The sequence below is a fragment of the Lactococcus garvieae genome (assembly GCF_016027715.1).
GTDB lineage: Bacteria > Bacillota > Bacilli > Lactobacillales > Streptococcaceae > Lactococcus > Lactococcus garvieae_A.
On sequence record NZ_CP065691.1, the window covers coordinates 1,578,775 to 1,601,942 of the forward strand.

The 23,168-nt window shown below is 39.3% G+C and carries 21 protein-coding genes and 2 tRNA genes; 3 read left to right on the forward strand and 20 right to left on the reverse strand.

Translation table 11 applies throughout. The features are described from left to right. Positions 1-159: 159 nt before the first annotated feature. From I6G50_RS07920 to I6G50_RS08010, 19 genes are all read right to left on the reverse strand, one after another. Positions 160-609: a hypothetical protein gene (locus tag I6G50_RS07920; protein ID WP_197908466.1), complete on the reverse strand. Its 450-nt coding sequence runs from the start codon at positions 607-609 to the stop codon at positions 160-162. 119 nt (positions 610-728) lie between these two features. Beyond that, on the reverse strand, positions 729-1,373 hold the full coding sequence (locus tag I6G50_RS07925; protein ID WP_197908468.1) for an ATP-binding cassette domain-containing protein: 645 nt from the start codon (positions 1,371-1,373) through the stop codon (positions 729-731). Positions 1,374-1,393: 20 nt separating this feature from the next. Beyond that, positions 1,394-3,430, reverse strand: a complete 2,037-nt coding sequence (locus I6G50_RS07930; protein ID WP_197908470.1) for a DUF1430 domain-containing protein — start codon at positions 3,428-3,430, stop codon at positions 1,394-1,396. A 339-nt stretch (positions 3,431-3,769) separates the two neighbouring features. Then, positions 3,770-3,843 (reverse strand) — tRNA-Pro (locus I6G50_RS07935). A gap of 54 nt (positions 3,844-3,897) precedes the next feature. Then, positions 3,898-3,971 (reverse strand) — tRNA-Arg (locus I6G50_RS07940). Between the two features lie 118 nt (positions 3,972-4,089). After that, positions 4,090-4,890: an energy-coupling factor transporter transmembrane component T family protein gene (locus I6G50_RS07945; protein ID WP_003134846.1), complete on the reverse strand. Its 801-nt coding sequence runs from the start codon at positions 4,888-4,890 to the stop codon at positions 4,090-4,092. A 1-nt stretch (position 4,891) separates the two neighbouring features. Further along, a complete protein-coding gene (locus tag I6G50_RS07950) occupies positions 4,892-5,737 on the reverse strand; it encodes an energy-coupling factor ABC transporter ATP-binding protein (protein WP_003134848.1) in 846 nt (281 codons plus the stop codon). Further along, the gene (locus I6G50_RS07955) at positions 5,734-6,567 is read right to left on the reverse strand and encodes an energy-coupling factor ABC transporter ATP-binding protein (RefSeq protein WP_003134850.1); all 834 of its coding nucleotides are present in this window, start codon (positions 6,565-6,567) and stop codon (positions 5,734-5,736) included. Before I6G50_RS07955 ends, I6G50_RS07950 begins: the two co-directional genes overlap by 4 nt. A 65-nt stretch (positions 6,568-6,632) precedes the next feature. Continuing rightward, a complete protein-coding gene (locus tag I6G50_RS07960) occupies positions 6,633-7,130 on the reverse strand; it encodes a DUF2325 domain-containing protein (protein ID WP_197908472.1) in 498 nt (165 codons plus the stop codon). Next, a complete protein-coding gene (gene nrdG, locus I6G50_RS07965; RefSeq protein ID WP_003134852.1) occupies positions 7,127-7,726 on the reverse strand; it encodes an anaerobic ribonucleoside-triphosphate reductase activating protein in 600 nt (199 codons plus the stop codon). Before nrdG ends, I6G50_RS07960 begins: the two co-directional genes overlap by 4 nt. 136 nt (positions 7,727-7,862) lie before the next feature. Then, the gene (locus tag I6G50_RS07970) at positions 7,863-9,308 is read right to left on the reverse strand and encodes an APC family permease (RefSeq protein ID WP_081168119.1); all 1,446 of its coding nucleotides are present in this window, start codon (positions 9,306-9,308) and stop codon (positions 7,863-7,865) included. Between the two features lie 212 nt (positions 9,309-9,520). After that, positions 9,521-11,761, reverse strand: a complete 2,241-nt coding sequence (gene nrdD / locus I6G50_RS07975) for an anaerobic ribonucleoside-triphosphate reductase (RefSeq protein WP_197908474.1) — start codon at positions 11,759-11,761, stop codon at positions 9,521-9,523. Positions 11,762-11,921: 160 nt separating this feature from the next. Beyond that, the gene (locus I6G50_RS07980; protein WP_197908476.1) at positions 11,922-12,434 is read right to left on the reverse strand and encodes a cysteine hydrolase family protein; all 513 of its coding nucleotides are present in this window, start codon (positions 12,432-12,434) and stop codon (positions 11,922-11,924) included. A gap of 109 nt (positions 12,435-12,543) precedes the next feature. Further along, on the reverse strand, positions 12,544-13,905 hold the full coding sequence (locus I6G50_RS07985) for an APC family permease (RefSeq protein ID WP_003134860.1): 1,362 nt from the start codon (positions 13,903-13,905) through the stop codon (positions 12,544-12,546). Between the two features lie 146 nt (positions 13,906-14,051). Continuing rightward, positions 14,052-15,005, reverse strand: a complete 954-nt coding sequence (locus I6G50_RS07990) for an L-threonine 3-dehydrogenase (protein WP_003134861.1) — start codon at positions 15,003-15,005, stop codon at positions 14,052-14,054. Between the two features lie 68 nt (positions 15,006-15,073). Next, complete coding sequence (locus tag I6G50_RS07995; RefSeq protein ID WP_003134862.1) at positions 15,074-16,264, reverse strand: glycine C-acetyltransferase; 1,191 nt, start codon at positions 16,262-16,264, stop codon at positions 15,074-15,076. A gap of 250 nt (positions 16,265-16,514) precedes the next feature. After that, positions 16,515-17,522: a bifunctional threonine ammonia-lyase/L-serine ammonia-lyase TdcB gene (gene tdcB, locus I6G50_RS08000; RefSeq protein ID WP_081168127.1), complete on the reverse strand. Its 1,008-nt coding sequence runs from the start codon at positions 17,520-17,522 to the stop codon at positions 16,515-16,517. Positions 17,523-17,546: 24 nt separating this feature from the next. Continuing rightward, a complete protein-coding gene (locus tag I6G50_RS08005) occupies positions 17,547-18,641 on the reverse strand; it encodes an alanine dehydrogenase (RefSeq protein ID WP_003134864.1) in 1,095 nt (364 codons plus the stop codon). A gap of 183 nt (positions 18,642-18,824) precedes the next feature. Beyond that, entirely contained in the window at positions 18,825-19,670 is an 846-nt protein-coding gene (locus tag I6G50_RS08010; RefSeq protein WP_197908478.1) for an aldo/keto reductase, read from the reverse strand. A gap of 114 nt (positions 19,671-19,784) precedes the next feature. Here I6G50_RS08010 and I6G50_RS08015 point away from each other — a divergent pair, with 114 nt between their 5' ends. The 3 genes from I6G50_RS08015 to I6G50_RS08025 are packed head-to-tail and all read left to right on the forward strand — an operon-like array spanning position 19,785 to position 21,440. Beyond that, the gene (locus tag I6G50_RS08015; RefSeq protein ID WP_003134866.1) at positions 19,785-20,264 is read left to right on the forward strand and encodes an S-ribosylhomocysteine lyase; all 480 of its coding nucleotides are present in this window, start codon (positions 19,785-19,787) and stop codon (positions 20,262-20,264) included. A gap of 16 nt (positions 20,265-20,280) precedes the next feature. After that, complete coding sequence (locus tag I6G50_RS08020; RefSeq protein WP_003134867.1) at positions 20,281-20,430, forward strand: hypothetical protein; 150 nt, start codon at positions 20,281-20,283, stop codon at positions 20,428-20,430. Then, complete coding sequence (locus tag I6G50_RS08025) at positions 20,427-21,440, forward strand: Gfo/Idh/MocA family oxidoreductase (protein ID WP_003134868.1); 1,014 nt, start codon at positions 20,427-20,429, stop codon at positions 21,438-21,440. Before I6G50_RS08020 ends, I6G50_RS08025 begins: the two co-directional genes overlap by 4 nt. A 60-nt stretch (positions 21,441-21,500) precedes the next feature. On the opposite strand, the gene I6G50_RS08030 is transcribed toward I6G50_RS08025, so the two are convergent. Beyond that, the gene (locus I6G50_RS08030) at positions 21,501-23,150 is read right to left on the reverse strand and encodes a DUF6273 domain-containing protein (protein WP_197908479.1); all 1,650 of its coding nucleotides are present in this window, start codon (positions 23,148-23,150) and stop codon (positions 21,501-21,503) included. Positions 23,151-23,168: the final 18 nt, after the last annotated feature.

Consider the following 23,168-nt stretch of genomic DNA (forward strand, 5'->3'; position numbering starts at 1 on the left):
GCTAAAACGCTGTCCGAAAGCCACAACTTTTTACACTCTGCTATAACTCATTATAGCTATTCTTGTTTTTACCTTTCCGCACTATTTCGGTACTATGTTCCATATCCAATCTTTTCTAAAAACAATCTTACACAAGACCATGAACAATCATCTTAAAAATTAATACCAGCTCGTAGGGTTATACCAACAGGCAAAAGTATCAGAAGATTTCCCATAGGCAGTTGCAAGTGCCCATTGTTTAAGGCCAGCATTTGCTATTCTGATGTTCTGACCTACTCGAGCTTTAGCGCCATGTCTTTGATATTTAGAGCTGTAATGATTTGAATGTCCTCTTTTCTTTCTTCCCCAATCATAAAGTTCAGAGAAATATACCCATCTTCCTGAAGCATGATTAATAGCTGGTCTTGCTTTCTTATTGGTGTTAGACTCTAAATTACTTTCTACAATATTCCCATTAGAGTCAAAATGGATATAACCTTCAGAATCTGATGTGTGTGTGATATCCCCATACGGCTCTAGTTTGTCCGCAAAAGCAACTGATCCCCCTAGTAAACTTCCAAACAGCCCAAAAGAAAGTACGAAAGTTGCTAAATATATCGTTTTTTTCATATTTACCTCCAAAAATTTTTTATATACAATGTTACTCTACTCTGTCTCCGATAATTTTAAAGCCTAGGATAGTTCATGGTCTTGTGTAAGTTTGATTTTTTTAAAATGACGGTGCAGAATTAAAGCTCTATGGTTTTATTCCCTTTCTTTGCAAGTTCCTCATCATGAGTTACAATTATTACGGCTTTCCCATTTATTGACTGTTTAAATAAAATATCAGTAACGATATCTCTGTTGAGTGAATCTAAAGAACCTGTGGGTTCATCTGCCAAAATAAGTATTGATGGCTTTAAAATAATTCGCGCGAGTGCAACACGCTGTTTTTCGCCTCCAGATAAACTACTAATCGATGTGGATAGTTTTTTATTTAAATTGACCGCATTCAGTGCCTCCTTTTTTTGTTTTAGTTTCTCTTTCCTACTTAATTTGCTATATTTTAAGCCTATTTCTAAATTAAAATTAATTGTTTCTTCTTCAACTAGACCGAAATCTTGAAATAAAAAAGATATTTTATTTCTCTTTATCTTCAGTTTTACTTTTTCTTTCAGCTTTTCCGTTTCAACACCTTCGAATAAATATTCTCCTGAACTTATCGTGTCTTTCATCCCCAATATGTTTAACAGAGTCGTCTTTCCAGAACCGCTAACACCTTTAATCGTTACAAAATCACCCTTATTTACAGTAAACTCATTTATTGAAAAAATTAGTTTATCCTGTATTTTTTTTTGGATATTACACATAGAGATTATTTCATTTTTATTCATCACTTTCCCCTTTTAAGAATTTAATTAGACATTCTTTTTTCAACTCTAAATAAAGTCAGACTGACTATAATAACATTGAGTAACATAGCCAGAAATATATTAATAACAAATTCTTTGCTGATTTCAGACAAGAATACCGCTATAGATAAACCTATTGTGAGCTCGAATAGCAACAATAAAAAGACGGATGCATAGGTTTTAAAAAAAGAATAACCGTTTAGCCTTAGTAAATAAAACTTTTTATTATGATATTGGAAAAAATAGGCAGTGGTTAGTAAGCACACAATAGAAAATACAAATACTGTCAATAAGGAGCTGGTTAATATATAGCTGAATGAACCGGACAGGCTTTTTATTAGCGTGATATCTGCTTTTTCATAGGGAACAAAAGAAGGTAAATTATCCGTCAGCCTGTTTTTCTCTAAAAGCTCCTTAAGTTTTTCACTTGATTTCCCCGCTGTTTTTATTTTGATGGGTGGATACCTATCACCACTAAAAATATTCCTGTCCCAACTGTCGCTGTTTTTGAGTGTTAAAATATCTAAAATAGGATAGTCATCAATCCATGGATTATTGGGAACAAAACTATAGATAGGTTGCTTATCTTTGATATAGATAATATCAGTTATTTTTTTCTCAAATTGGGATAAGTCTTTAAAATAGTATTCTTTTATCTTAGTTAAATCATCACTTCCCTTGAATCTTTCGGGAATGAGTAATATTCTTTTTTCTTCATTTTCTTCTATAAAAACCCTCTGATTATTTTCATCTAAAATCTCGAATTTTTTTAAATAATTAGGGTTGAGTTGTATCGTTCTCCCGAATACTTCATTCTCTTTTATATTATAATGTTCTATACTTACGAGCAAGCTTCCGTTTTGGTTTAAATATTGATATATTTCTTCCTCTTCTTCTTCCCTAGAATCTTTGTCATGGACAAATTCAAGTTGGTTTTTTCCAACGATAACGGGGTAAAAAACATGGTAGTTATCTTCACTTATTTTTTTAGGCACTTCACTATTAAACGTGATATTGGATGCTTCATACATAATCCTTGCTAAATCAAGGTTGGTTACGACTAACATCATCAGAAAAATAAGTTTTATTACTGTTGGCAATAAATTGATAAATAACTTTTCTGTTTTATTTTTATGCTCTTTTTTTCTCCAGTTTAATCTCTCCACTACATAAACCATCATCATCAACCAAAAATAGTTAAAGAAAAGGAGGAGTCCAATGTTTATTATAAAACGGGTACAATAGTCACTCGAAATGGTTCCTAATAAATATGTAAGTAAAGCAATTGATGCAAAAATACAAACTGTATAGCCCTTGCCGATAAAGTTATTTATGCTTGCTATGATAGAGTAGCCATTTTGTCGTAAAATTTGAATTTTTTTATTAACTGAAAAAATCCAAAAACTTAACATCACCGTAAAAAAGACTATGCCGATCTTTATATAGCTTGAAATATTGTAAATGTCCCCACCCGATGATAATTCGTAACTTTCACTTTTTTCAAAATCCGAAAAATCTTGATAAGTATAGTTCTCATCAAACTCTTTGTTATAAGCGTTTTTAATCTGTTCTATCTTATCTTTATATCTGTTTTCATCTTCTGTTTTTATAAAAACCTGCCACTCAAATTCATTTTGATTTTTTAAACTATCTATACTGTCTATAGATAAGACTGACTTACTAAATGGAGGGGTGTATACGTTTTTTTGTTTCGTATTAGGTGTATACAAAGTTATCTCTTCTTTTGGTAGGAATTTAAAGTTGATCCCCTCTTTAATAAAATATCCTTGGTTTACAACTTTGTACAGAGTAAATAAACCTTCCTGTTTTGAAATCTTTTCTATAATATTAATTACTTTATCATTCTCTTCTTTACTGGTTACTTTTTTTGGTTTTTTTACAGGAGAATAACTATCCGTATACCTAAAAAAATCGGTCACCTTATTTCTTGAATATTGCTCTACTTGAGAAACAAACATTCCAAATAAAATGCTAAGCAGAAGAATGACAAGATTAAATTTTAAAATTCTTTTTTTCAAAAAAGCCTCATTTCACTTTAGTACTTTTACTCTAAAGGTCTGTTTTCTATTATTTTTTTGATATGTTTGGGCAGCTCCCCATCCTTTTAATGTTAACAAAGTCCCTTCTTCAGCCCGATAGACAATCCTAGTTTTCTCTTCACCATCATGCATCTCTTTTCCAATAATTTTTATTCATACCCACACTATTATTCGTAAAAAAATACAAGATGTAACAAAAAAAATAGACTCCGAAGAATCTATTACTTAACACAATGACATCAGCCGCAATACAAGGACAGCTTTCCTTTCCAACAAAAAAAACTCATCTACGAAAGATGAGTTAGGGTTAGTCGGTAATCGGGAAGACAGGATTCGAACCTGCGACACCTTGGTCCCAAACCAAGTACTCTACCAAGCTGAGCTACTTCCCGATGGTCTAAAATTTTTTTGCAATAATAAAACGGGCAAGCCCGACTTAATTATTATGCACCCGGCAGGATTCGAACCTGCAACCGCCTGATTCGTAGTCAGGTACTCTATCCAGTTGAGCCACGGGTGCGTTTCTTAACTACTTGATTATTATAGCAAATCCATTTTGCGAATGCAAGAATAAACTCATAAATAAACAAAAAAAACTGACATTATTCAGTTTTTTAATAAAATTTTCCCGACTCTTTTTAACTCAAAGCATTCCAAGTAAGTAAGAGGACAGCAAGTATAAATATACTCACTAATAAAACAAAATCTTTTTTAGACCACTTTAACTGGCGGTACTTGCTTCGACCGTCTCCTCCTTGATAACCTCGTGCTTCCATGGCTACTGCCAAATCTTCAGCACGACGAAAACTTGAAACAAAAAGTGGAATTAATATTGGAATAATTGATCGCACCTTCTGCAATAGATTACCTTCACCAAAATCCATCCCTCGAGCCTTTTGCGCATTCATAATCATCGTTGTATCATCCATCAATGTAGGAATGAAACGCAGAGAGATTGAGAGCATCAGACCTAACTCATGAACTGGAACCTTAATTTTTTTCAAGGGGGCCAAACCTGTCTCAATCCCATCAGCCAAAGTCAATGGTGGTGTAGTTAAGGTTAGAACGGTTGACATAAAAATAATCAACACAAAACGGAAGAAAATATAAAGAGCATTAATCAAACTTTCTGTTGATATTTTCAAAATCCACACGTGAAAAATGATATGTTCTCCTGGTGTAAAAAGCATTTGAAAAATAACAGTAAATAAAATCAAACCAATCATCGGCCGTAGGCCCTTGAGAAAGTAGGAAATAGATATACCAGATAAAAGTACACCTGCAAAGGTATACAGAATCAATAACAGATAGCCTAACCAGTCATGTGCAAAGAAAATCACAATAACAAAAATAAACATGACTAAAAGTTTACTGCGGGGATCCAGACGGTGAATCAGCGAATTTCCTGGGATATAGCGTCCCATAAGCATATTTTGCATATTACTTTTGCGCCTCCTTCAACATTTGAATCAATTCTTGACGCTTGATGGGTAAGCGTTCAAAAAGAACACCGCGCTGTTGCAACTCTACTGCAAATTCTGTCGTTTTTGGCACTCCAAGTTCGTGTTGCAGTAAAAAATCAACATTTTGGAAAACCTCTTGCGGTTCCCCACAAGAAATTACGCGCCCTTTTTCCAGCAGGTATACTTTATCTGCATATTCCGCAACGTCATCCATATTGTGTGTAACCAGCACAACTGTTTGTCCTGCTTGATGCAAATGACTGAACAACTCCATCATTTCAATACGTGCTTTAGGATCTAAGCCTGCCGTGGGTTCATCAAGAACCAAAACTTTAGGTTCCATTGCTAAAATCCCTGCAATCGCCACGCGACGCATTTGCCCGCCTGAGAGTTCAAATGGGGATTTTTCAAAATTCTTTTCTGCTAGACCTACAAGTTCCAACTTCTCGCGTGCAATTTTCAATGCCTCTTCTTGAGAAACGCCAAAGTTTTGCGGGCCAAAAGCGACATCTTTTAAAACTGTTTCTTCAAAAAGCTGGCTTTCAGGAAACTGAAAAACAACGCCAACTTTTTTACGAGCGGGCTTGATTTCTTTTTGCTTACTTGTCGATTTAATGACAATATCATCAATATGTACGGCACCTTCAGTAGGTTGGAGCAGACCATTCAGATGTTGCAATAGTGTTGACTTGCCTGAACCTGTATGCCCAATCAAGGCAGTATAGCTCCCTTCTTCTACCTCTAAGTTGATATCAAAGAGGGCCCGACTGGCAAAGGGGGTGTTCGGTTGGTAAGTGAAATTTACCTTATCAAATTTAATCATTTTCTCAGTCTTTCTGCTAAGATATCTGCCAGCTCTTCTTCATTCAAATATTTTTCTGGCAAATTAAAATTTTCTCTTAATTCTTTCGCTAAGCTTGAAGTAAAAGGCATATCTAAACCAATATTAATCATATCTTCGCCCGAGCCAAAAAGCTCTTCTGGCTTGGCTGATTTCATAATTTTTCCTGCACGCATTACCAAAACACGATCAGAAAGAGTCGCTTCATCAAGGTCATGCGTGATAGAAAGTACCGTCAAATTATATTCTGCCTTAATTTCCCGGATAACGCGCATGATTTCAGCACGACCAGTAGGATCAAGCATTGAAGTTGCTTCATCAAGAATAATAATCTCAGGTCGTAAAGCAATAATCCCCGCGATAGCTACACGTTGCTTTTGCCCACCAGAAAGACGAGCCGGCTCTTTTCCCTTAAAATCAAGCATATTAACCTGTCTTAAAGCTTGTTCAACACGTATAATCATCTCTTCACGAGGTATACCCTGGTTCTCCATGCCAAAGGCCACGTCATCTTCGACGGTGGCGCCCACAAACTGATTATCTGGGTTTTGAAAAACCATGCCTATTTTTTGACGGAGTGACCAGACATTCTCAGCATTCAAAACTTGTCCATCGATTTTTATGTCCCCTGATACATTTTCCAGTAAGCCATCGATTGCTCGCGCCGTTGTGGACTTCCCAGAACCATTTTGACCAATAATGGAGACCCATTCTCCTGCTTGAACAGCAAAAGACACCCCATCCAGAGTGGGGCTTTCCTGCTCTTCTTCATATTTGAAAGTAAGATTTTCTACTTCAAGGATTTTATTCATAAAACTAATTATACCAAATGATAGTCGTTTTCGCTATCTCTCCTTTTTTATAAAAAGCCTTAAAATCAAGGCTTAAACATTTTTTCAAAATCAATCTCATCTTCATCAATTTTAAAATCTTTAAGCGCTGATTTTAAAGCTAAATTTTTCTTTTGCTTGGGCAACTGATAATGGCTGGTAGATTCCAATTTTTTAGATTCTGGTATTTTTTGCTTGTTACTTCTTTTATTCTTCGAGGACGTTGTCCTCTCTTTCTTACTAGAAAAATCAAGTTCTGGAAATAAGGGCGTGAGCTTTTCGATGATTTTTTCTACACCAAAATTACTCCCTATCCAAAAAGGTGTGTCACTCGCTTTAGCCGCTTCCTTAGCAAAGCGTACAGAAGCATGAGCGACATTGAGATTACGTATCATCACAAAGTCTGCTTGTGCCACCAGTTGATCAATCTCAGACCGCTTAGGTTTCTTTTTATCAAATCCTAAAAAACTGACACCCACCGCGGCCAAGCCTTCTCGCAAATCATGCCAGTAGCCTGATTCACAAATGACCAATACTGTTTTCATATTAGCTTTTCCTTATGAATCTGCTCTACTGCTGCTTTACCATCATTGAGTCCAGCCCAGATTACCACCTTCTTTTCAGCTAAAGATTTTTTCACGTCAATAATGCGCTGATTAGAAGACCCTCTGAACTGTAAGAGCAAGTTTTTCTTGCTTAATTTGAAGCGACCATCGACAAGGATATCAATATTTCGCAGGAGCTCTAGCTTGGTTTCATCCTCCTGCATGAGTTCTTCCCATGTATAGCCAGTCCATGACCAAATATCCTTCTCGGGCAATTCGGTACGTATACGCTTGACCAACGGTAAAACAACTCCTGTATTAAGAAAAGGCTCCCCACCTAACAAAGTCAAGCCCTGAACATAAGACTGGCTCAAGTCTGACATGATTTTTTCTTCCAACTCTTGGGTATAAGGACTACCGTATCTAAAGTTCCATGTCGCTTGATTATAGCAGCCCTCACAGTGAAACTTACAGCCTGAGAGGTAAAGCGAGCAACGTACACCTTCGCCATCAACAAAGTTGAAGGGTTTATAATCTGAAACATAGCCCTGCTCTAAATCAGCAGCCAGCCATTCTTGTGGTTTTGGATTATTCATCTGTCATCACTCCTGTATCTAAATATATCCTGAAAAAATAGCGGTTATAAGCTCTAAGCTTGAACCTCACTCTATTTTATTTGTATTAAAAAATGAGCAATTTCTTGCGAAACTACTCATTCTATTATACTACTTTTTAGACTAAATCATTTGATTTTTTTTGCTCACGGCGTGCAATAAATGGAAGAAGCATACCGAGAAGAATCAATACAACTGGCGTTAAAATATTTGATGTTAATTGGAACCACCATGCTGAAGGATCTGCGGCAAAGTCGACTTTTGGAACCATACCCAAGACGCAGGCTACTAAAGTGAACAAGAAGCACCAGATACCTGCAAACATTGCCAAGCGTTTTTGCTTGATGAATTTATATTCTGACTTGAAATGTTTAATCGCACGGTTAAGCATGATGAAGGCAAAGAATACCCACATATAACGCATCGGCATTACGACAGAGTTCAAGTTTGTCAGCCATTTGACCAACTCGTTCATGTTACCAATACCAAGAAGTGGCATTAAGATAACGATACTTACCAAAATTCCTGTCAATACAAAACCATTGATCAACGTTCCTTTAGCTGTTGTTTTACGCAACCATGCTGGAACAAATTGTGGGTCGGCATCTGCAAGCAAGATACGTAGTGGTGCATCAATAGAGAAAGCTAATGCAGCAATTTGTCCAATCCCTTGGGTAAAGGCATAAACATACATCAAACTGCTACCAATACCATAGTGTTCGCCTAACATTTGGAAGGCAGCATAAGCACCATTTGCCATCAAATCATCGGGCAAGTTACCGCTGGTAAAGAGCATACCCATCGCTACTGATCCAAGTACAGCACAGACACCTACCATTGCGGCAAGCATGAACATCGCTTTTGGAAACTCACGTGCTGGATTTTTCATTTGGTTAACGTAAGGTGAGATTTTTTCTGCTCCACCCACCGCGAAAACAAGCATTGAGATTGTTGTGAAATAACTGAAGTCAAACTTAGGAATATAAGTTTTAATATTTCCCATATCTGGTGTAGCAATTGCAAAATCTTTTGCAATGAAAGGTACGCTCACTGCCATAACAATAAAGAGTAAGCTCATGACAAACATGGCTGTACCAGCTAGACCACCAATAACCTTTAGGGTATTCAATCCTTTAGTTGCCAACCAAAGGAAAACCAAAAAGATAGCCAATGAAACGATAGCAACCATCGGAACGGACATCAGACTAACAAGCTGACCATCACCACGACCAATCCAACCAAAGGCGATCAGGATAGCTTGAGGCTTCTGTGCTAAATAAGGGATATGCACAACCCAGTATGTCCATGCAGCATAGTAAGCTAGACGTTTTGTTGAAGTTTGTTCCACCCAAGAACTCACCCCACCTTTGCTGTCTTTGAAAGTCGAACCTAACTGACCAACAATAAGTGCGTAAGGTATAAAGTAAAGTGCCAAAATCAAAATCCATGAGGTTACAACGGTAATCCCTTGTTGGGCAAAGTTATTAACAACATTTCCCATACCCCATACCATGTTGAAGGCAATAAATGCGACGGTAAACCATCTAATTTTTTTAGTGTCCATATCACTCCTTAATTTTTTTTATCATTTTGCGGACAAGACAAAATGATTTTTCACGTTTTTATTACATAATAAAAACGATTCCATTAAAATTATAAAATAAAACTTAAACACTGTCAATTCGCCCCCTAAAATTTCAAGACAATTAAATAATTGTCCCTACTCGTCTATAACCCAATAAAAAAGAACCCCCGAGGGATTCTTTTTTTATTGGATTATTTTACAAATTTACTTTTAGCATGGTCTACATCTTCACTCTCAATGCTCTCACCATCTTCAAGAACACCTACTGAGCCATTCATGTGTTTCACACGCGCTGATATTTCTTTGTGTCGTCCATGAACCATTGGTCTTGCTTGAGGATTTCCGAGATAACCACAAGTACGTTTAACGACATCACACGTTTGTGGGTTGGCATTGCCACACTGAGGACATTTAAAGCCACGTTCAGTCGCTGTGAAGTCACCTTCAAAGCCACATTCGTAACAGTGGTCAATCGGCGCATTTGTACCCAAATAACCAATACGATCATAAGCAAAATCCCATACTGCTTCAAGTGCACGTGGATTTTGTTGAATCATTGGATATTCTGCATAGTGGATAAATCCACCATTCGCATAGACAGGGTAATCTTTCTCGAATTCCAACTTTTCAAATGGTGTGGGGTTTTTACGGACATCATAGTGGAAACTATTTGTATAGTAGTCTTTGTCTGTAATATCCGCAACTGAACCAAATTTTTCCTTATCCATTCGACAGAAACGGTCAGTCAAACTTTCACTCGGTGTAGAGTAGACAGAGAAATGATACCCTGTTTCTTTACTCCACTCCTTACAGTCTTGATTCATGCGTTTGACGATTTCAATCGTAAAGTCTTTTGCTTCTTTGTTGTTTTCCCAAGTTGGGCCATAGAAGCTAGTGGCAACTTCATAAAGACCAATGTAACCTAGAGAAACCGTTGCTCGGTCATTTTTATAAAGTTCATCTACCGAATCTTCGGCATTCAATCGACCCAAGGCACCATTCATAAAGAGAATAGGAGCATTTTTAGGTTGCGCTTCTTTAGTACGATTCACCCGGAAAACAAGAGCATCTTTAGCAATAGAAATGCGTTCGTTGAAAATTTCCCAGAACTTGTCTTTATCACCAGCAGCTTCAAGAGCAATACGTGGAAGGTTTACCGTTACAACACCTAAGTTGTTACGACCTGCTGTAACTTCATTGCCATTTTCATCCTTCCAGCCATGAAGGAAGCTACGACACCCCATGCTTGCTTTAAATGAACCCGTCAATTCGACAATTTTATCATAAGAAAGAATGTCTGGATACATGCGTTTTGTAGCACATTCTAGAGCTAAATTCTTAATGTCATAGTTTGGAGTTCCAACTTCAAGATTAAGACCACGTTTGAGTGTGAAAATTAATTTAGGGAAAATCGCTGTACGATGTTCTTTTCCTAAACCACCAATACGTACTTTTAAAATCGCTTTTTGAATCTCACGCGCGTACCAATCTTCTCCTAAACCAAAACCAACAGTTACAAAAGGTGTTTGACCATTAGAGGTGAACAAGGTATTGATTTCATACTCCAATGACTGCATCGCATCGTAAATATCTTTTTGTGTCTTAGCTTTGGCATAGTCTTCGCGTTTATCAGGATTATCAATCCATTCTTCAGCATCTTTCAAATGCTTGGCATAGTTCAGTTTAGCATAGGGCGCCAAAATTTCATCCGCACGGTCAAAGGAACAGCCACCATACTGTGAACTGGCAACATTTGCGATAATTTGTGAAGCTTGAGCAGTTGCGGTTTGGATTGATTTGGGTGAATCCACTTGAGCATTACCGAGTTTAAAACCATTTTCAAACATGTTTTTAAAGTCAATCAAACAGCAGTTTGACATAGTTGTAAATGGGGAATAATCTAAATCATGATAGTGAATTTCACCTTTTTGGTGCGCATTGGCCACATGAGGAGGGAGAATTTTTAAACCAATAGCTTTGGAAACAGCCCCAGCTGTCAAGTCACGCTGTGTATTAAAAACATCGCTGTCCTTGTTCGCATTCTCATTGACAACAGATTGGTCCTTGTTAATGAGTTTTTCAATAGTAAAGTTTATATCTGTCGCTTTACTTCTTTCAAGGTCACGTTGTGTACGGTAAGTCGTATAGATTTCCGCCCACTTTGTTTCACCAAGTTCCATCAATTCGTGTTCTACAATACTCTGAATCTCATAAATTTTTACATTGTCTGTAAAGCGTGTGAAAATTTCGCGGACGACACGGTCACAAATTTCAGCAATACGTGCTTCAGAAGCTGGCGGTAATATTTCATCCCCAGCTTTTTTCAAAGCGTCAAAAATTTTGCTGCTGTCAAATTTTACAGAGCGTCCATCACGTTTAATGACTTTGATTTCTTGAACTTCTACTGTGATGCTTTCCTCAACTATTTTCATTGATTTATCCCCCAAAATTTGAAATATCTTGTCTATATTCTATCAAATAATATTTATTTTTTCCACTATATCTAGTATCTATTTTTATGAAAATAAAAGAAAGCATACTATATATAGTGTTGAGGGCAAAAATAAAAAAGAGTGAAAAAATCCCTCTTTTTTATGAATTAATAATCTGAATTTGGCAAGATGCCATAGTTTGCAATGCTGCCTCATGACTTTCCGGGGTCACTCCAGCACAACATGATGCATCAACTATAATTTTCACTTCAGGAGCAAAAGATTTTATCAATAGAGCATTAGAAACGACACAGATATCCGTACATATTCCGATAAGTTCAACTTGATCTACCTCGGTATCCCTCACATATTCGGCAAGTTGGACCGACCCAAATATACTTTTTTCAAACACACGCTTAAAACCAACCTGCGCCTCTTTACGGATTTCCCAACCTAACGTTCCTTTTTGGCAATGTATCACAGGTAGATTCTGTCCTTCTTGAGTACTCAAGTAGTCCTCAAAGTGTGTATCTTGCGTAGCTAAACGCTCGCTTTCCTCATAAGTAGCGAGCTTTTCAATAACATTAGGAACGATAGCTTGTGCTTCTGCTGTTCCCAAAGAACCATCAATAAAATCATTTTGAAAATCAATCAGTACCAGTAGTTTTTTCATAAGCAAATTATAGCAAAATTAATGTAAATTGCAATAGCAACATCCATAAGTACATAGTTGTCTCCCCACTTATTTTATATAAAAAAAACTCCTTATCGGAGTTTTTTATTTAACGATGATACTTCTTATCTAAGTGATTATAGACGGGTATACCAATTAAAGTAAAGGCTACACCTACTAAGGCTGGAATTTGATTACCCATGTAGTCTGAACTGATCAGAGTCATAATCAAGATAAATAAACCACCAACAATCGCAATAATTGGAATTACTGGATAGAGAGGCACTTTGTAAGGTCTTACCAACTCTGGTTCTCTCTTACGTAAGATAAAGACTGTAATGAAGACCATTGTATAGAAGATCCAAATAACGAAGACCAACATATTTGTTAAGAAATTGAAAGCGTCGCTTGAAAGCATTGTTACCACTAACATGATAGCCGCAATCGCAACTTGAAGAAGGCCTGAATTTACTGGGACACCACTAGCTGAAAGCTTCTTAAATGTTTTCCAAAATGGGAAAGATTTTTCAGTTGCTAAGGCATAAGATGCACGCATACCTGTCATAGAATAACCATTGATTGTTCCATAAACAGAAATCAAGATACCAACCGTTACAAGTTTACCACCTAGACCGCCAAATATTTTGTTAGCTACAAGAGCAGGGAGGTTAGGATCATTTTCCATCAAGGTTGGAATACCTAATGTACGGATATAAGCTGCATTGATGAACACATACACAAACATAATGGCAACAATACCAAGAATAATCGCACGTGGCAAGTGTTTGGCTGGGTTTTTCATTTCTCCAGCAATATTTCCGGCATAGATCCAACCGTCATAAGCAAACATAGTTGCTAATAAACCTGAACCGATAGCTGAAGCCAAGGATAAGTTTTCTCCTGCAGTGATAGGAAGCAACTGGAACTCAACACCACCAGGACGAAGTAACCCAACCACAACAATCAAGGCAATCGGAATGAGCTTGATTACAGTTGTAACGGATTGTAGCCCTCCTGCTGCTTTGGAGCTAATGAAGTTGATCAAGGTAACCGTAATTGCAGCAATAACGCCAACTATAGCGGTATTCGCTGCACTTACATTCATTCCAAACAAGTTTAAAAACTGTGTACCAAACACAACCGACAGGGCTGCAATATTGGCAGGGAAATAAATGATGGATTGCGCCCAGCCCAAGAGAAATGACCAGCGTTTACCAAAACCGCGTTGGATATAACGAATCATCCCTCCCGTCTCTGGGATTGCAGCTGCAAGTTCTGCCGCCGTTAAACCACCACAGATAGAGATGACACCACCGAGCACCCATACTAATATATGTAATCCAGGCTGGCCAGTAAGTTCAGCAACTCGTCCAGCTTTGAAGAATACACCTGCACCAATAACCGTACCCATTACTGTTGTAAGGGCAGGGAAGAAACCAAGCGTACGCTTCATTTCATTTTTTTGTTCCATAAGAGCTCCTCTTTCAAAGATAAATTTTGATAAGATTAATAATATCAATGCTCATGTCAAACATCAGCATTAGAGAGTAATCGTGAAACTGATTACTCTCTTATTTTAGCATATTTCACTGTTTTGTGAGAGGTTGAACTTGATTTCTACCCTTTCAATTTTTCAGTAAGTTTTTCAAGCATATCTTTAGTCATGGCATCCAAATCATATTTAGGATTGAAGCCCCATTCTTCTTTGGCACAAGTTGCATCGATAGAGTTTGGCCAGCTGTCGGCAATGCCTTGACGCACTGGATCCACATCATAATCCATTGTAAAGTCAGGCATAAATTTCTTGATTGATGCCGCGATTTCTTCGGGTTCGAAACTCATAGCGGTGATATTGAAAGCATTGCGGTTTACTAACTTATCTGCAGGAGCATTCATGAGGTCAACAATGGCATCAATAGCATCAGGCATATACATCATATCCATCTTCGTGCCTTCAGCGATAAAGCTTGAGTAGTGACCGTTTTTGATAGCTTCGTAGTAAATATCTACAGCATAATCCGTTGTCCCACCACCAGGCAAAGTTTTATACGAAATCAAGCCAGGGAAACGTACACCACGTGTGTCCACACCAAATTTCGTATAGTAGTAGTCACAGAGCAATTCCATTGAAACTTTAGTTACACCATACATCGTATTTGGACGTTGGATGGTTACTTGTGGTGTATTGTCCATTGGGGTACTTGGACCAAAGGCAGCAATAGATGATGGAGAGAAATATTGTAAGCCAAGTTCGCGCGCTGTTTCCAAAGCATTCACTAAGCCACCCATGTTAAGATTCCAAGCAAACTGAGGTTTTGCTTCAGCTACTGCTGAGAGAAGTGAAGCTAAATGGATAATTGTGTCTACACCATTATCTTTAGCAATTTTCATCATTTTTTCACGGTCCATAACATCTAAAATCTCGAAATGTCCGTCAGTCACCACTGGATTTCCTTCAACTTCACGTACATCGGTTGCGATTACGTTATCTACGCCGAGATCATTACGGAGACGTTCTGTTAATTCTGATCCAATTTGTCCAAGTGCGCCTGTGATGAGTACTTTTTTCATTTTATCTTCTCCAATATATCTAATATATGTTTATTTGTAACAGGAAATAATTCTCTTTTTACGTTAATTTAAATCAAACCGATTTCTTTACCTACTTTGGCAAAAACTGCAACAGCTTCATCTAGCATTTCTTTTGTATGTGCTGCTGTTGGCATCGCACGCACGCGCCCTGTGCCCAGAGGTACAGTTGGAAAGACGATAGGTTTCACATACACTCCGTTTTCAATTAATTTCTTAGAGAACTCTTGCGTTTTTGCTTCATCTCCTAAGATAACGGGTGTGATTGGTGTTTCAGACACGCCTGTGTCAAAACCAGCTTTTTGAAGTTCCGCTTTGAAGTATTTTGCATTGTCCCATAGTGTTTCGACGTATTCGGGGTGATCATGCATTAAGACAAAGGCTTCTTTTGCTGCTGCAGCTGCACCAGGTGTCAAAGAAGTTGAGAAGAGGAAAGGACGCCCTTGTGATTTAAGCCAGTCCACCAAAAGTTGTGTTCCCGCTACATAGCCCCCTACTACACCAATTGCTTTAGAGAGTGTACCGATTTGGAAGTCAATCTTATCTTGCAAGCCAAAATGTTTCACGGTACCGGCACCGCCGCCCATCACACCTGAACCGTGTGCATCATCAACATAAGTAATTAAATCGTATTTTTCAGCAATTTTGACAATCTCGGGAAGTTTTGCCACATCACCATCCATGGAGAAAACACCATCTGTGATATACATAACTTTGTTGTATTCACCTGATTCTGTTGCTTCTTTTGCTTTCGCTTCGAGATCAGCCATATCTTGGTGTTTCAAACGAATTATTTTAGCGCCAGAGAGACGACATCCGTCAATAATAGAAGCATGGTTAAGTTCATCAGAAAGAATCGCATCACCTTTTTTCATGACTGCGCTAATGGCTCCCATGTTACAATTGAAACCAGATTGAAATGCAATTGCGGCTTCCGTACCTTTAAACTCAGCAATCGTTTTTTCCAGCTCAATGTGAATGTCGAGTGTCCCGTTAATTGTACGTACAGCGCCGGCTCCCGCTCCATATTTATCTGTGGCATCTTTCGTTGCTTGAATCAACTCTGGGCGAGTGGCAAATCCCAAATAGTTATTTGAAGCCAGGTTAATCATCTTCTTGCCTGCAACCGTAATTTCGGGTCCATTGGCACTATCTAAAACGTCAATAGTATTGAGTAAACCCTTTTCTTTAAGGTCTCCAAGGCCTTTTTCAAGGAACTGTGTTAAAACTTTTGAAGTCATTCTATAACCTTCTTTCAATATTTGGTTACGCTTTCTGTAACCGTTTACAATAAGTGTAACACTTTTCAGATAAGCACGCAAGTGTTTTTTGCGTTTTGATTATATTTTAATTTAAATTACATGACTTTGTGAATTTTGTGATTTTTAGGTAAATTGTCTCACGATTAAAAAAAGACTGAACTATCTAAAAACAAAAAAGCCCTGAAATATTCAGAGCTTATTTGTTTTTAGTTAAGGCAAGTGAGGAAGATTATTGTTCATTGTCATTAGCAATCAGAAAATGGTCCACAATATCTTCGATACGTGCCAAGTCAACATTCCCACCTGAAACGATAGAAACAACTTTCTTACCTTTCACATATTCGTCTACTTTGCCTGAAAGGATAGCTGCTGTTGCAAGGGCACCCGCACCCTCCACAACAATCTTCGTACGCTGGATTAAATCTTTAATCGCAAGCTCAATTTCAGACTCTGTAACAAGAACCATATTATCAACGATTTGGTTCACAACCTCAAAGGTTAAATCTCCAGGATAAGCCACATGACATCCATCCGCTATTGTGGGAGCCTCATCATGATGCACTTTTTTGCGTTCCTTAAAGGATGCTGTCATCCCATGACAGTTCTCAGCTTGCACCCCAATAACTTGGATATTAGGATTGAAAGATTTTAAAGCTACGGCAATCCCTGAAATTAAGCCGCCTCCGCCTACTGGCACAAGCACAGTGTCTACATCCCAAAGATGATCCAAGATTTCCAAACCAATGGTCCCTTGGCCAGCCATTACTTCTGCATCATCATAAGGAGGGATATAGGTAATATTATTTTCTTTCGCATAAGCTTCACAAAATGCTTTAGAATCATCGAATTGCTCACCTTCAAGCATTACTTCTGCTCCATAGCCACGGGTTGCGTCTACTTTAGCTTGTGGTGCTCCTTTGGGCATAACAATGATACTCTTAATTCCCAAAAGTTTTGAAGTTAAGGCAACACCTTGTGCGTGATTCCCCGCTGAACAAGCGATTACGCCACGGTCTTTTTCTTCTTGAGATAATTGGGCAATTTTGTTGAAAGCACCACGGAACTTGAATGAGCCTGTTAATTGCATATTTTCAAGTTTCAAGTAGACTTCCCCGCCAGTTTTAGCAGTCAAGAACATAGACTGAATCAATGGTGTTTCACGCGCATATTGTTTGACAGTATTTTGAGCTTTTTTAATATCTTTAATTGTGATTGGCAGATTTGCTAGATTTGACATAGTTCTTTTTCCTTAGATTTCTTTTTAAAGTTCCGTATATGTAACGTCGATTGAATCAGCGAGTGCTTTGGAAACAACTTTACCTTTATAAACGCTTAATCCTGAAAGGAGCTCTTTTGATTTCAAGGCTTCATCTAAACCTTTAACCGAAATTTCTTTGAGGAAGGAAATATTACCTTGTGCCAAGGCAATGGTCGCTGTACGAGGTGTTGCACCCGGCATATTTGGCACAGCGTAGTGGATGATGCCATGCTTGATGAATACAGGATCTGCATGGTTAGTGGCGTGATCGATTGTTTCAACCGTCCCACCTTGGTCGATAGCAATATCTACAATAACAGAACCTGGTTTCATTGATTCAACCATATATTCTTTAACCAGTTTTGGTGGCTTAGCCCCTGGAATCAAGATAGTTGAAATGAAAACATCCGCAAGTTTAATGTTTTCTTCCAAAGCTTCCGTAGTTGATTTCACAATCTCAACAGTCTTACCTGCATAGCGCTCTTTAAGCTGTGCAATACGGGCATCGCCAAGCTCAATAATAATAACTTTACATCCCAAAGCTACAGCCATGTCTGCAGCATTTTCTGCGGCATTTCCTCCACCAAAGATGACAACCGTTCCTGCTTCGATGCCTTCGATACCCGGCAAGAGAATCCCTTCACCTTCATGTTGTTTTTCGAGGTAGTACTGACCAATATTAACCGCGCGACGACCAGCGATAGCTGACATCGGTTTAAGAAGTTCAAGCACGCCATTGATTGATATATTTTCACCAGAAATAGCGGTTACGCCCACTTCCATCATTTTTTCAACACACGCCTTGTTTGCTGCTAAATGAAGGAAGCCCCAAATAATTTGACCTGGCTTGAAGTATTTATATTCCGATTCCATTGGTTCTTTGACTTTAACAATGAGTTCTGCTTCCCAAGCAGTTTCAGTGTCCACGATTTGACCACCAGCTGCCTTATAAAGCTCATCTGTAAAACCGCAGCCCGCGCCTGCGTTGCTGTCTACAAATACTTCATTTCCCGCTTCGACGAGAATCTTGACATTTTCTGGAGTCATCCCTACACGCGCTTCACCTTGTTTAGGGTCTTTAATTACACCGATTTTCATATTGTTTCTCCTTTGTGAAATCTTTATCATGTATATGATAGCACTTTCATTTGTTTTTGGCAATGATTATGTGAATTAAAACACTAATTTAATCCCCGCTTATTCTTGTTGTCTATATTCTGCCAATTATAAAAAAAGACACTCAAATCTTTAAATTTGAGTGCTCTTTTTCTATTAAACATCTTAATGATCAACTTCGTCTGGATTTCTAGCGAGGCCTGCTTTCCCATGAAGGCTATCAATAAAAGTGATGTCTTCATCTGTCAGTTCAAAGTCAAAAATATCTGCGTTTTCCTTGATACGACTTGCTGTTACTGATTTTGGTAAAGGTAGGTAGCCTTTGTGTAAACTCCAACGTAGAACCACTTGTGCCACTGTTTTTCCATACTTAGCTGCAATATCTTCCAACTCTGAGACGGCAAAAATACGGCCTGTTCCCAGTGGGCTGTAAGCTTCTGTCAAAATATCATGCGCTTTATTAAAAGCAACAACTTCTTCTTGTTGGTCTGAAGGATTGACCATGATTTGATTGACCACTGGTCTAATCTCAGCAACTTCAAGTAAAGGTTCCAAGTGACGTGGATGGAAGTTAGATACTCCAATAGCACGTACTTTCTTTTCTCTTACGCCTTCTTCCATTGCTTTCCAAACAGCCGCGTTGCGCTCAGCAAAATTCGGACGAAAAGCCTTTGGATTTGGCCAGTGAATCAGATAAAGATCCACATAGTCCAAACCGAGTTTTTGCAAGCTTTCATCAAGCGCAGCCTTGGCATCTTCAGTTGTACCTAAAGCCCAAAGTTTAGTTGTGATAAACAAATCTTCGCGCGGTATACCACTGTCTTTAATCGCACGACCCACGGATTCTTCATTGCCATAAACAGCTGCCGTATCAATATGGCGATAGCCAACTTCTAAGGCTGTTTTAACAGCTTGATAGGCTTCTTCCCCATCTTTTGATTGCCAAGTCCCAAAGCCAACTTTAGGAATTTTTATACCATTTGAGAGTGTGTAAGTTTCTGTAAGTGACATAATTTCTCCTTTTCTCTATCTTCTAGCTTCATTCTATCACTTTACGAGGCCAGACAAAAAAATTTTGGTTTAAAAATGTTAAAATAGAGAAATAAAGTAGACTGGAGGTAAAAAATGGCAGAAGTAGAATCATTCCAACTCGATCATACAAAAGTACTCGCACCTTATGTGCGTTTAATCGGTACCGAAACAGGGCCTAAAGGCGACATCATCACAAACTTTGATGTACGTTTTGTACAGCCTAATCATGGTGAAATCCCTACGAGCGGTTTACATACGATTGAACACTCTATGGCAAGTTTGATCCGTGACCGTATTGACGGCATGATTGACTTTTCTCCTTTTGGCTGCCGTACAGGTTTCCATATGATTATGTGGGGCCAACCAACAGCAGAACAAATCGCTAAAGTCATCACTTCTTCTTTAGAAGAACTCGCCGGAGATAGTTTCACTTGGGATGATGTTCCCGGTGTGGCAGAAAAAGAATGTGGAAATTATCGTGATCATTCTCTATTTTCAGCTAAAGAATGGGCAAAGAAAATTTTAAGTGAAGGCATCTCCTCAGACGCCTTCGAGCGTCGACTTGTAAAGTAAAGAAAGAAAGTACAGCATGGGAAAGTATCAGTTAGACTATAAAGGGCAGGCATCTGTCCAAAAATTCCACGAAAAAAATTCAAATACGAAGACAGACAAACTGTCAAAAATCGAAGAATTAAAAAAACAACATCTAGACAAGAAGAAAAAAGAGAAAAAAGCATGAAAAAGTTAAACATTGCTTATGTAGGGTTTGGTAAGTCCACCAATCGCTACCATATTCCTTATGTTAAGACTCGTGAATATTTCAATATTTCTCGCATTGTCAACCGCACGTTAGGAAAACGTCCCGAGCAGGCGCTTCTTGAAGCAGAGGGGACTGTTTTTTCCACAGATATCAATGATATTATCAATGATGCAACAATTGACTTAGTTGTCGTTGTTACACCCGGTTCTGCCCACTATGAGACAAGCAAAAAGCTTCTGCTTGGAGGGAAAAACGTTATCTGCGATAAACCACTTGTGGAAACTCTCGAGCAAGCAAAAGAACTTGTGCAAATCGCACAAGAAAAAGGACTCTTCTTTATGCCTTTCCAAAACCGTCGTTTTGACAGCGACTTTTTGACTGTCAAAAAAGTTTTGGAAACAGGTTATTTGGGAGACTTGATTGACCTTACAGTCACAATGGACCACTATCGCCCACATGACGCAAGTCCGGGTAAAAACTTTGATGGTGCATGGTATGGTCATGGTGTACACATGGTAGATCAGATGGTTTCGCTCTTTGGTAAACCTGAAACGGTGCAGTACGATATCCGAGCAACACGTGATACAGAGGCTGTGGATGATTACTTCTCTGTAAACTTGCTTTACAAGAATTTCCGTGCCACAGTCCAAGCGACCGAACTCGCTGCTATTAATCGACCAAAATGGACACTCTACGGCTCCCGTGGTACTTTGATAAAAGAGAATGTGGACCAACAAGAAAACGATCTTAAAGTTGGGATTTTACCAAGCGCCGAGGACTTCGGTACTGACACACCGCAAGATTTTGCTCAGTTAACTTACTATAACCAAAATGGTGACCGTATCGAAAAAACTATTCCATCAGTTTCTGGTGATTATGGGCGTGTATATGATGCAGCTTATGAGAGCTTGGTTCATGGAGCTGATAAATTAGTGTCCGACGCACAGATTTTAAGTGTGATTGAAATTTTAGAAAATGGTTTTAAATAAAAATCCCTCATGAGGGATTTTTTATTTTGTCCTTTCAGTTCTTGAAGTAAGGGATTTTACCTAAGGGTTGCTGATGATGAGGGCTGGGCGGACTCCGCCACCAGCATTGCTAACGCTTACGGAACCACGGCCATCCAATCGGCCTGCAATGCTTGACCACGTTACATACCACATAGAGGCTGTAGAGCTAGGGGTACGTAACCACCAAAAGCTTCTACGGGCACCTGTACGAGCCGCATGGTAAGGGAAAGGCCCTTCTTCAGTGGATAAGTGAACTACATCGGCGAGGGAAAGGGCAAAGGCTTGTGAAGTGCCACCAGAAGCCGCTACACTTGTTCTATCTGCTCGGACTGCCGCAAAGCGTGCAGTGCTCCACTCCGCAGGCAACCAACGTTCTCCTGAACCTCCCCAAGGCGCAGCTTGAGCATCCGTGATACTTGGTACATCCTCTGGTATAGATACAGGCTGAACGATTGCTTGAACGTCTGGGTTGAGGTTGTCATAGAAATCCGCTAAAACATTTCCTTGCTCATTAAAGCTTGTGTCACGGATAGGTTCGTTACGAATGATGAGATGGTTATCCCCTTGTTGCTCAAGGTAGCGGTACTCTACACCGCTCATAGTAAAGACACGGCCCGGAAGCATAGCCTCAAAGTTAAAAGCAGAGGGTGGAGAATCCACATCAGCACGCGGGTTCGAGCCTTCCCCATCCATGGCATTGTTACGGATACCTGTGAGGAAGTCGGCTAAGCGGTCATGACCCTCAGGCAGGAAGTCGTCACTATTGTCGGGACTGACCAGTCCGCTCTCCACATGGATACCATAGTAGTAAGAGCCATTGAAGACTGTGTCTTCGATAGCCGCCGTCATCTCTGCCGCATCCAGCAGGTAAGAAGTCGCTTCGCCCGGTTCTAGGAGCGAGGCCCAGTAAGCCCAGCCTGTTTGGTGGTCCACGACCCAGAAGTCACCAATCTGTTGGTAAGGTTGGAGTTGCGCCCACTGTTCGATGGTCATTGGGGCACGTTGTTGGTGGAGGTTTTGAGCCGCATCATTGGTAATCGTTTCGCCCGGCCACGTGCCTGCGGTATTATCAAAGCTGTCTGTTTCTGACCAGTAATCGTCGGTCCCATCTCCGGGGTGCGTGGCACCATCGGTCGTGCCGTCTGTTGCACCGCCTCCTGCGATGTAGTCCCGGGCATGACCTGCGGCGGCTGTCATCTGGTCCATGTTGTCATGGTTGAAGGTTGGCATGTACCATGGCGCATCTCGTCCTTCACGGCTCCAGCCAAAAGTCAGGCGGGCGTAGCGGTCAAAAGCATTGGACGGGTCGGTGTTCAGTCGGTCATTGATATTGGTGGCATTGGGCATCCATGTGGTCCAAGAGTCCAAGTTGTTACGCTCTGTTCCCGCTACAAGCTGAGTCCAGCTGTCTTGACCTGTTTGTCGGGTTTCTAAAAACTCCGTCAAACGGATACGGGCCATGATGGGACGTTCGCCGTAGTTTTCGACAAAGACATCTTTGTTTTCGGTGTCGCGGTTATAGTAGTCGTGAACACGGCCACCCACGTTAATCTCGATTTGGTTTTCTCGGTCATTGATGGCCCGCTGGTTAAAGGCGGTAAAGGCATAGGTGCCTCCGATGAGGAGCAAGAGGAGGGAGAGAAGGACATAATTGCGTAATCTCCGGTTCTTTTTCTTTTCTGGTGTCATAGTGATACCCTTTCTTTC

What these genes read in the sequence shown, in the direction of transcription:
- I6G50_RS07920 (WP_197908466.1), bottom strand. Translation starts at nt 609, where the DNA reads ATGAAAAAAACGATATATTTAGCAACTTTCGTACTTTCTTTTGGGCTG.
- I6G50_RS07925 (WP_197908468.1), bottom strand. Translation starts at nt 1,373, where the DNA reads ATGAATAAAAATGAAATAATCTCTATGTGTAATATCCAAAAAAAAATA.
- I6G50_RS07945 (WP_003134846.1), bottom strand. Translation starts at nt 4,890, where the DNA reads ATGCAAAATATGCTTATGGGACGCTATATCCCAGGAAATTCGCTGATT.
- I6G50_RS07950 (WP_003134848.1), bottom strand. Translation starts at nt 5,737, where the DNA reads ATGATTAAATTTGATAAGGTAAATTTCACTTACCAACCGAACACCCCC.
- I6G50_RS07955 (WP_003134850.1), bottom strand. Translation starts at nt 6,567, where the DNA reads ATGAATAAAATCCTTGAAGTAGAAAATCTTACTTTCAAATATGAAGAA.
- I6G50_RS07960 (WP_197908472.1), bottom strand. Translation starts at nt 7,130, where the DNA reads ATGAAAACAGTATTGGTCATTTGTGAATCAGGCTACTGGCATGATTTG.
- nrdG (WP_003134852.1), bottom strand. Translation starts at nt 7,726, where the DNA reads ATGAATAATCCAAAACCACAAGAATGGCTGGCTGCTGATTTAGAGCAG.
- I6G50_RS07970 (WP_081168119.1), bottom strand. Translation starts at nt 9,308, where the DNA reads ATGGACACTAAAAAAATTAGATGGTTTACCGTCGCATTTATTGCCTTC.
- nrdD (WP_197908474.1), bottom strand. Translation starts at nt 11,761, where the DNA reads ATGAAAATAGTTGAGGAAAGCATCACAGTAGAAGTTCAAGAAATCAAA.
- I6G50_RS07980 (WP_197908476.1), bottom strand. Translation starts at nt 12,434, where the DNA reads ATGAAAAAACTACTGGTACTGATTGATTTTCAAAATGATTTTATTGAT.
- I6G50_RS07985 (WP_003134860.1), bottom strand. Translation starts at nt 13,905, where the DNA reads ATGGAACAAAAAAATGAAATGAAGCGTACGCTTGGTTTCTTCCCTGCC.
- I6G50_RS07990 (WP_003134861.1), bottom strand. Translation starts at nt 15,005, where the DNA reads ATGAAAAAAGTACTCATCACAGGCGCACTTGGACAAATTGGATCAGAA.
- I6G50_RS07995 (WP_003134862.1), bottom strand. Translation starts at nt 16,264, where the DNA reads ATGACTTCAAAAGTTTTAACACAGTTCCTTGAAAAAGGCCTTGGAGAC.
- tdcB (WP_081168127.1), bottom strand. Translation starts at nt 17,522, where the DNA reads ATGTCAAATCTAGCAAATCTGCCAATCACAATTAAAGATATTAAAAAA.
- I6G50_RS08005 (WP_003134864.1), bottom strand. Translation starts at nt 18,641, where the DNA reads ATGAAAATCGGTGTAATTAAAGACCCTAAACAAGGTGAAGCGCGTGTA.
- I6G50_RS08010 (WP_197908478.1), bottom strand. Translation starts at nt 19,670, where the DNA reads ATGTCACTTACAGAAACTTACACACTCTCAAATGGTATAAAAATTCCT.
- I6G50_RS08015 (WP_003134866.1), top strand. Translation starts at nt 19,785, where the DNA reads ATGGCAGAAGTAGAATCATTCCAACTCGATCATACAAAAGTACTCGCA.
- I6G50_RS08020 (WP_003134867.1), top strand. Translation starts at nt 20,281, where the DNA reads ATGGGAAAGTATCAGTTAGACTATAAAGGGCAGGCATCTGTCCAAAAA.
- I6G50_RS08025 (WP_003134868.1), top strand. Translation starts at nt 20,427, where the DNA reads ATGAAAAAGTTAAACATTGCTTATGTAGGGTTTGGTAAGTCCACCAAT.
- I6G50_RS08030 (WP_197908479.1), bottom strand. Translation starts at nt 23,150, where the DNA reads ATGACACCAGAAAAGAAAAAGAACCGGAGATTACGCAATTATGTCCTT.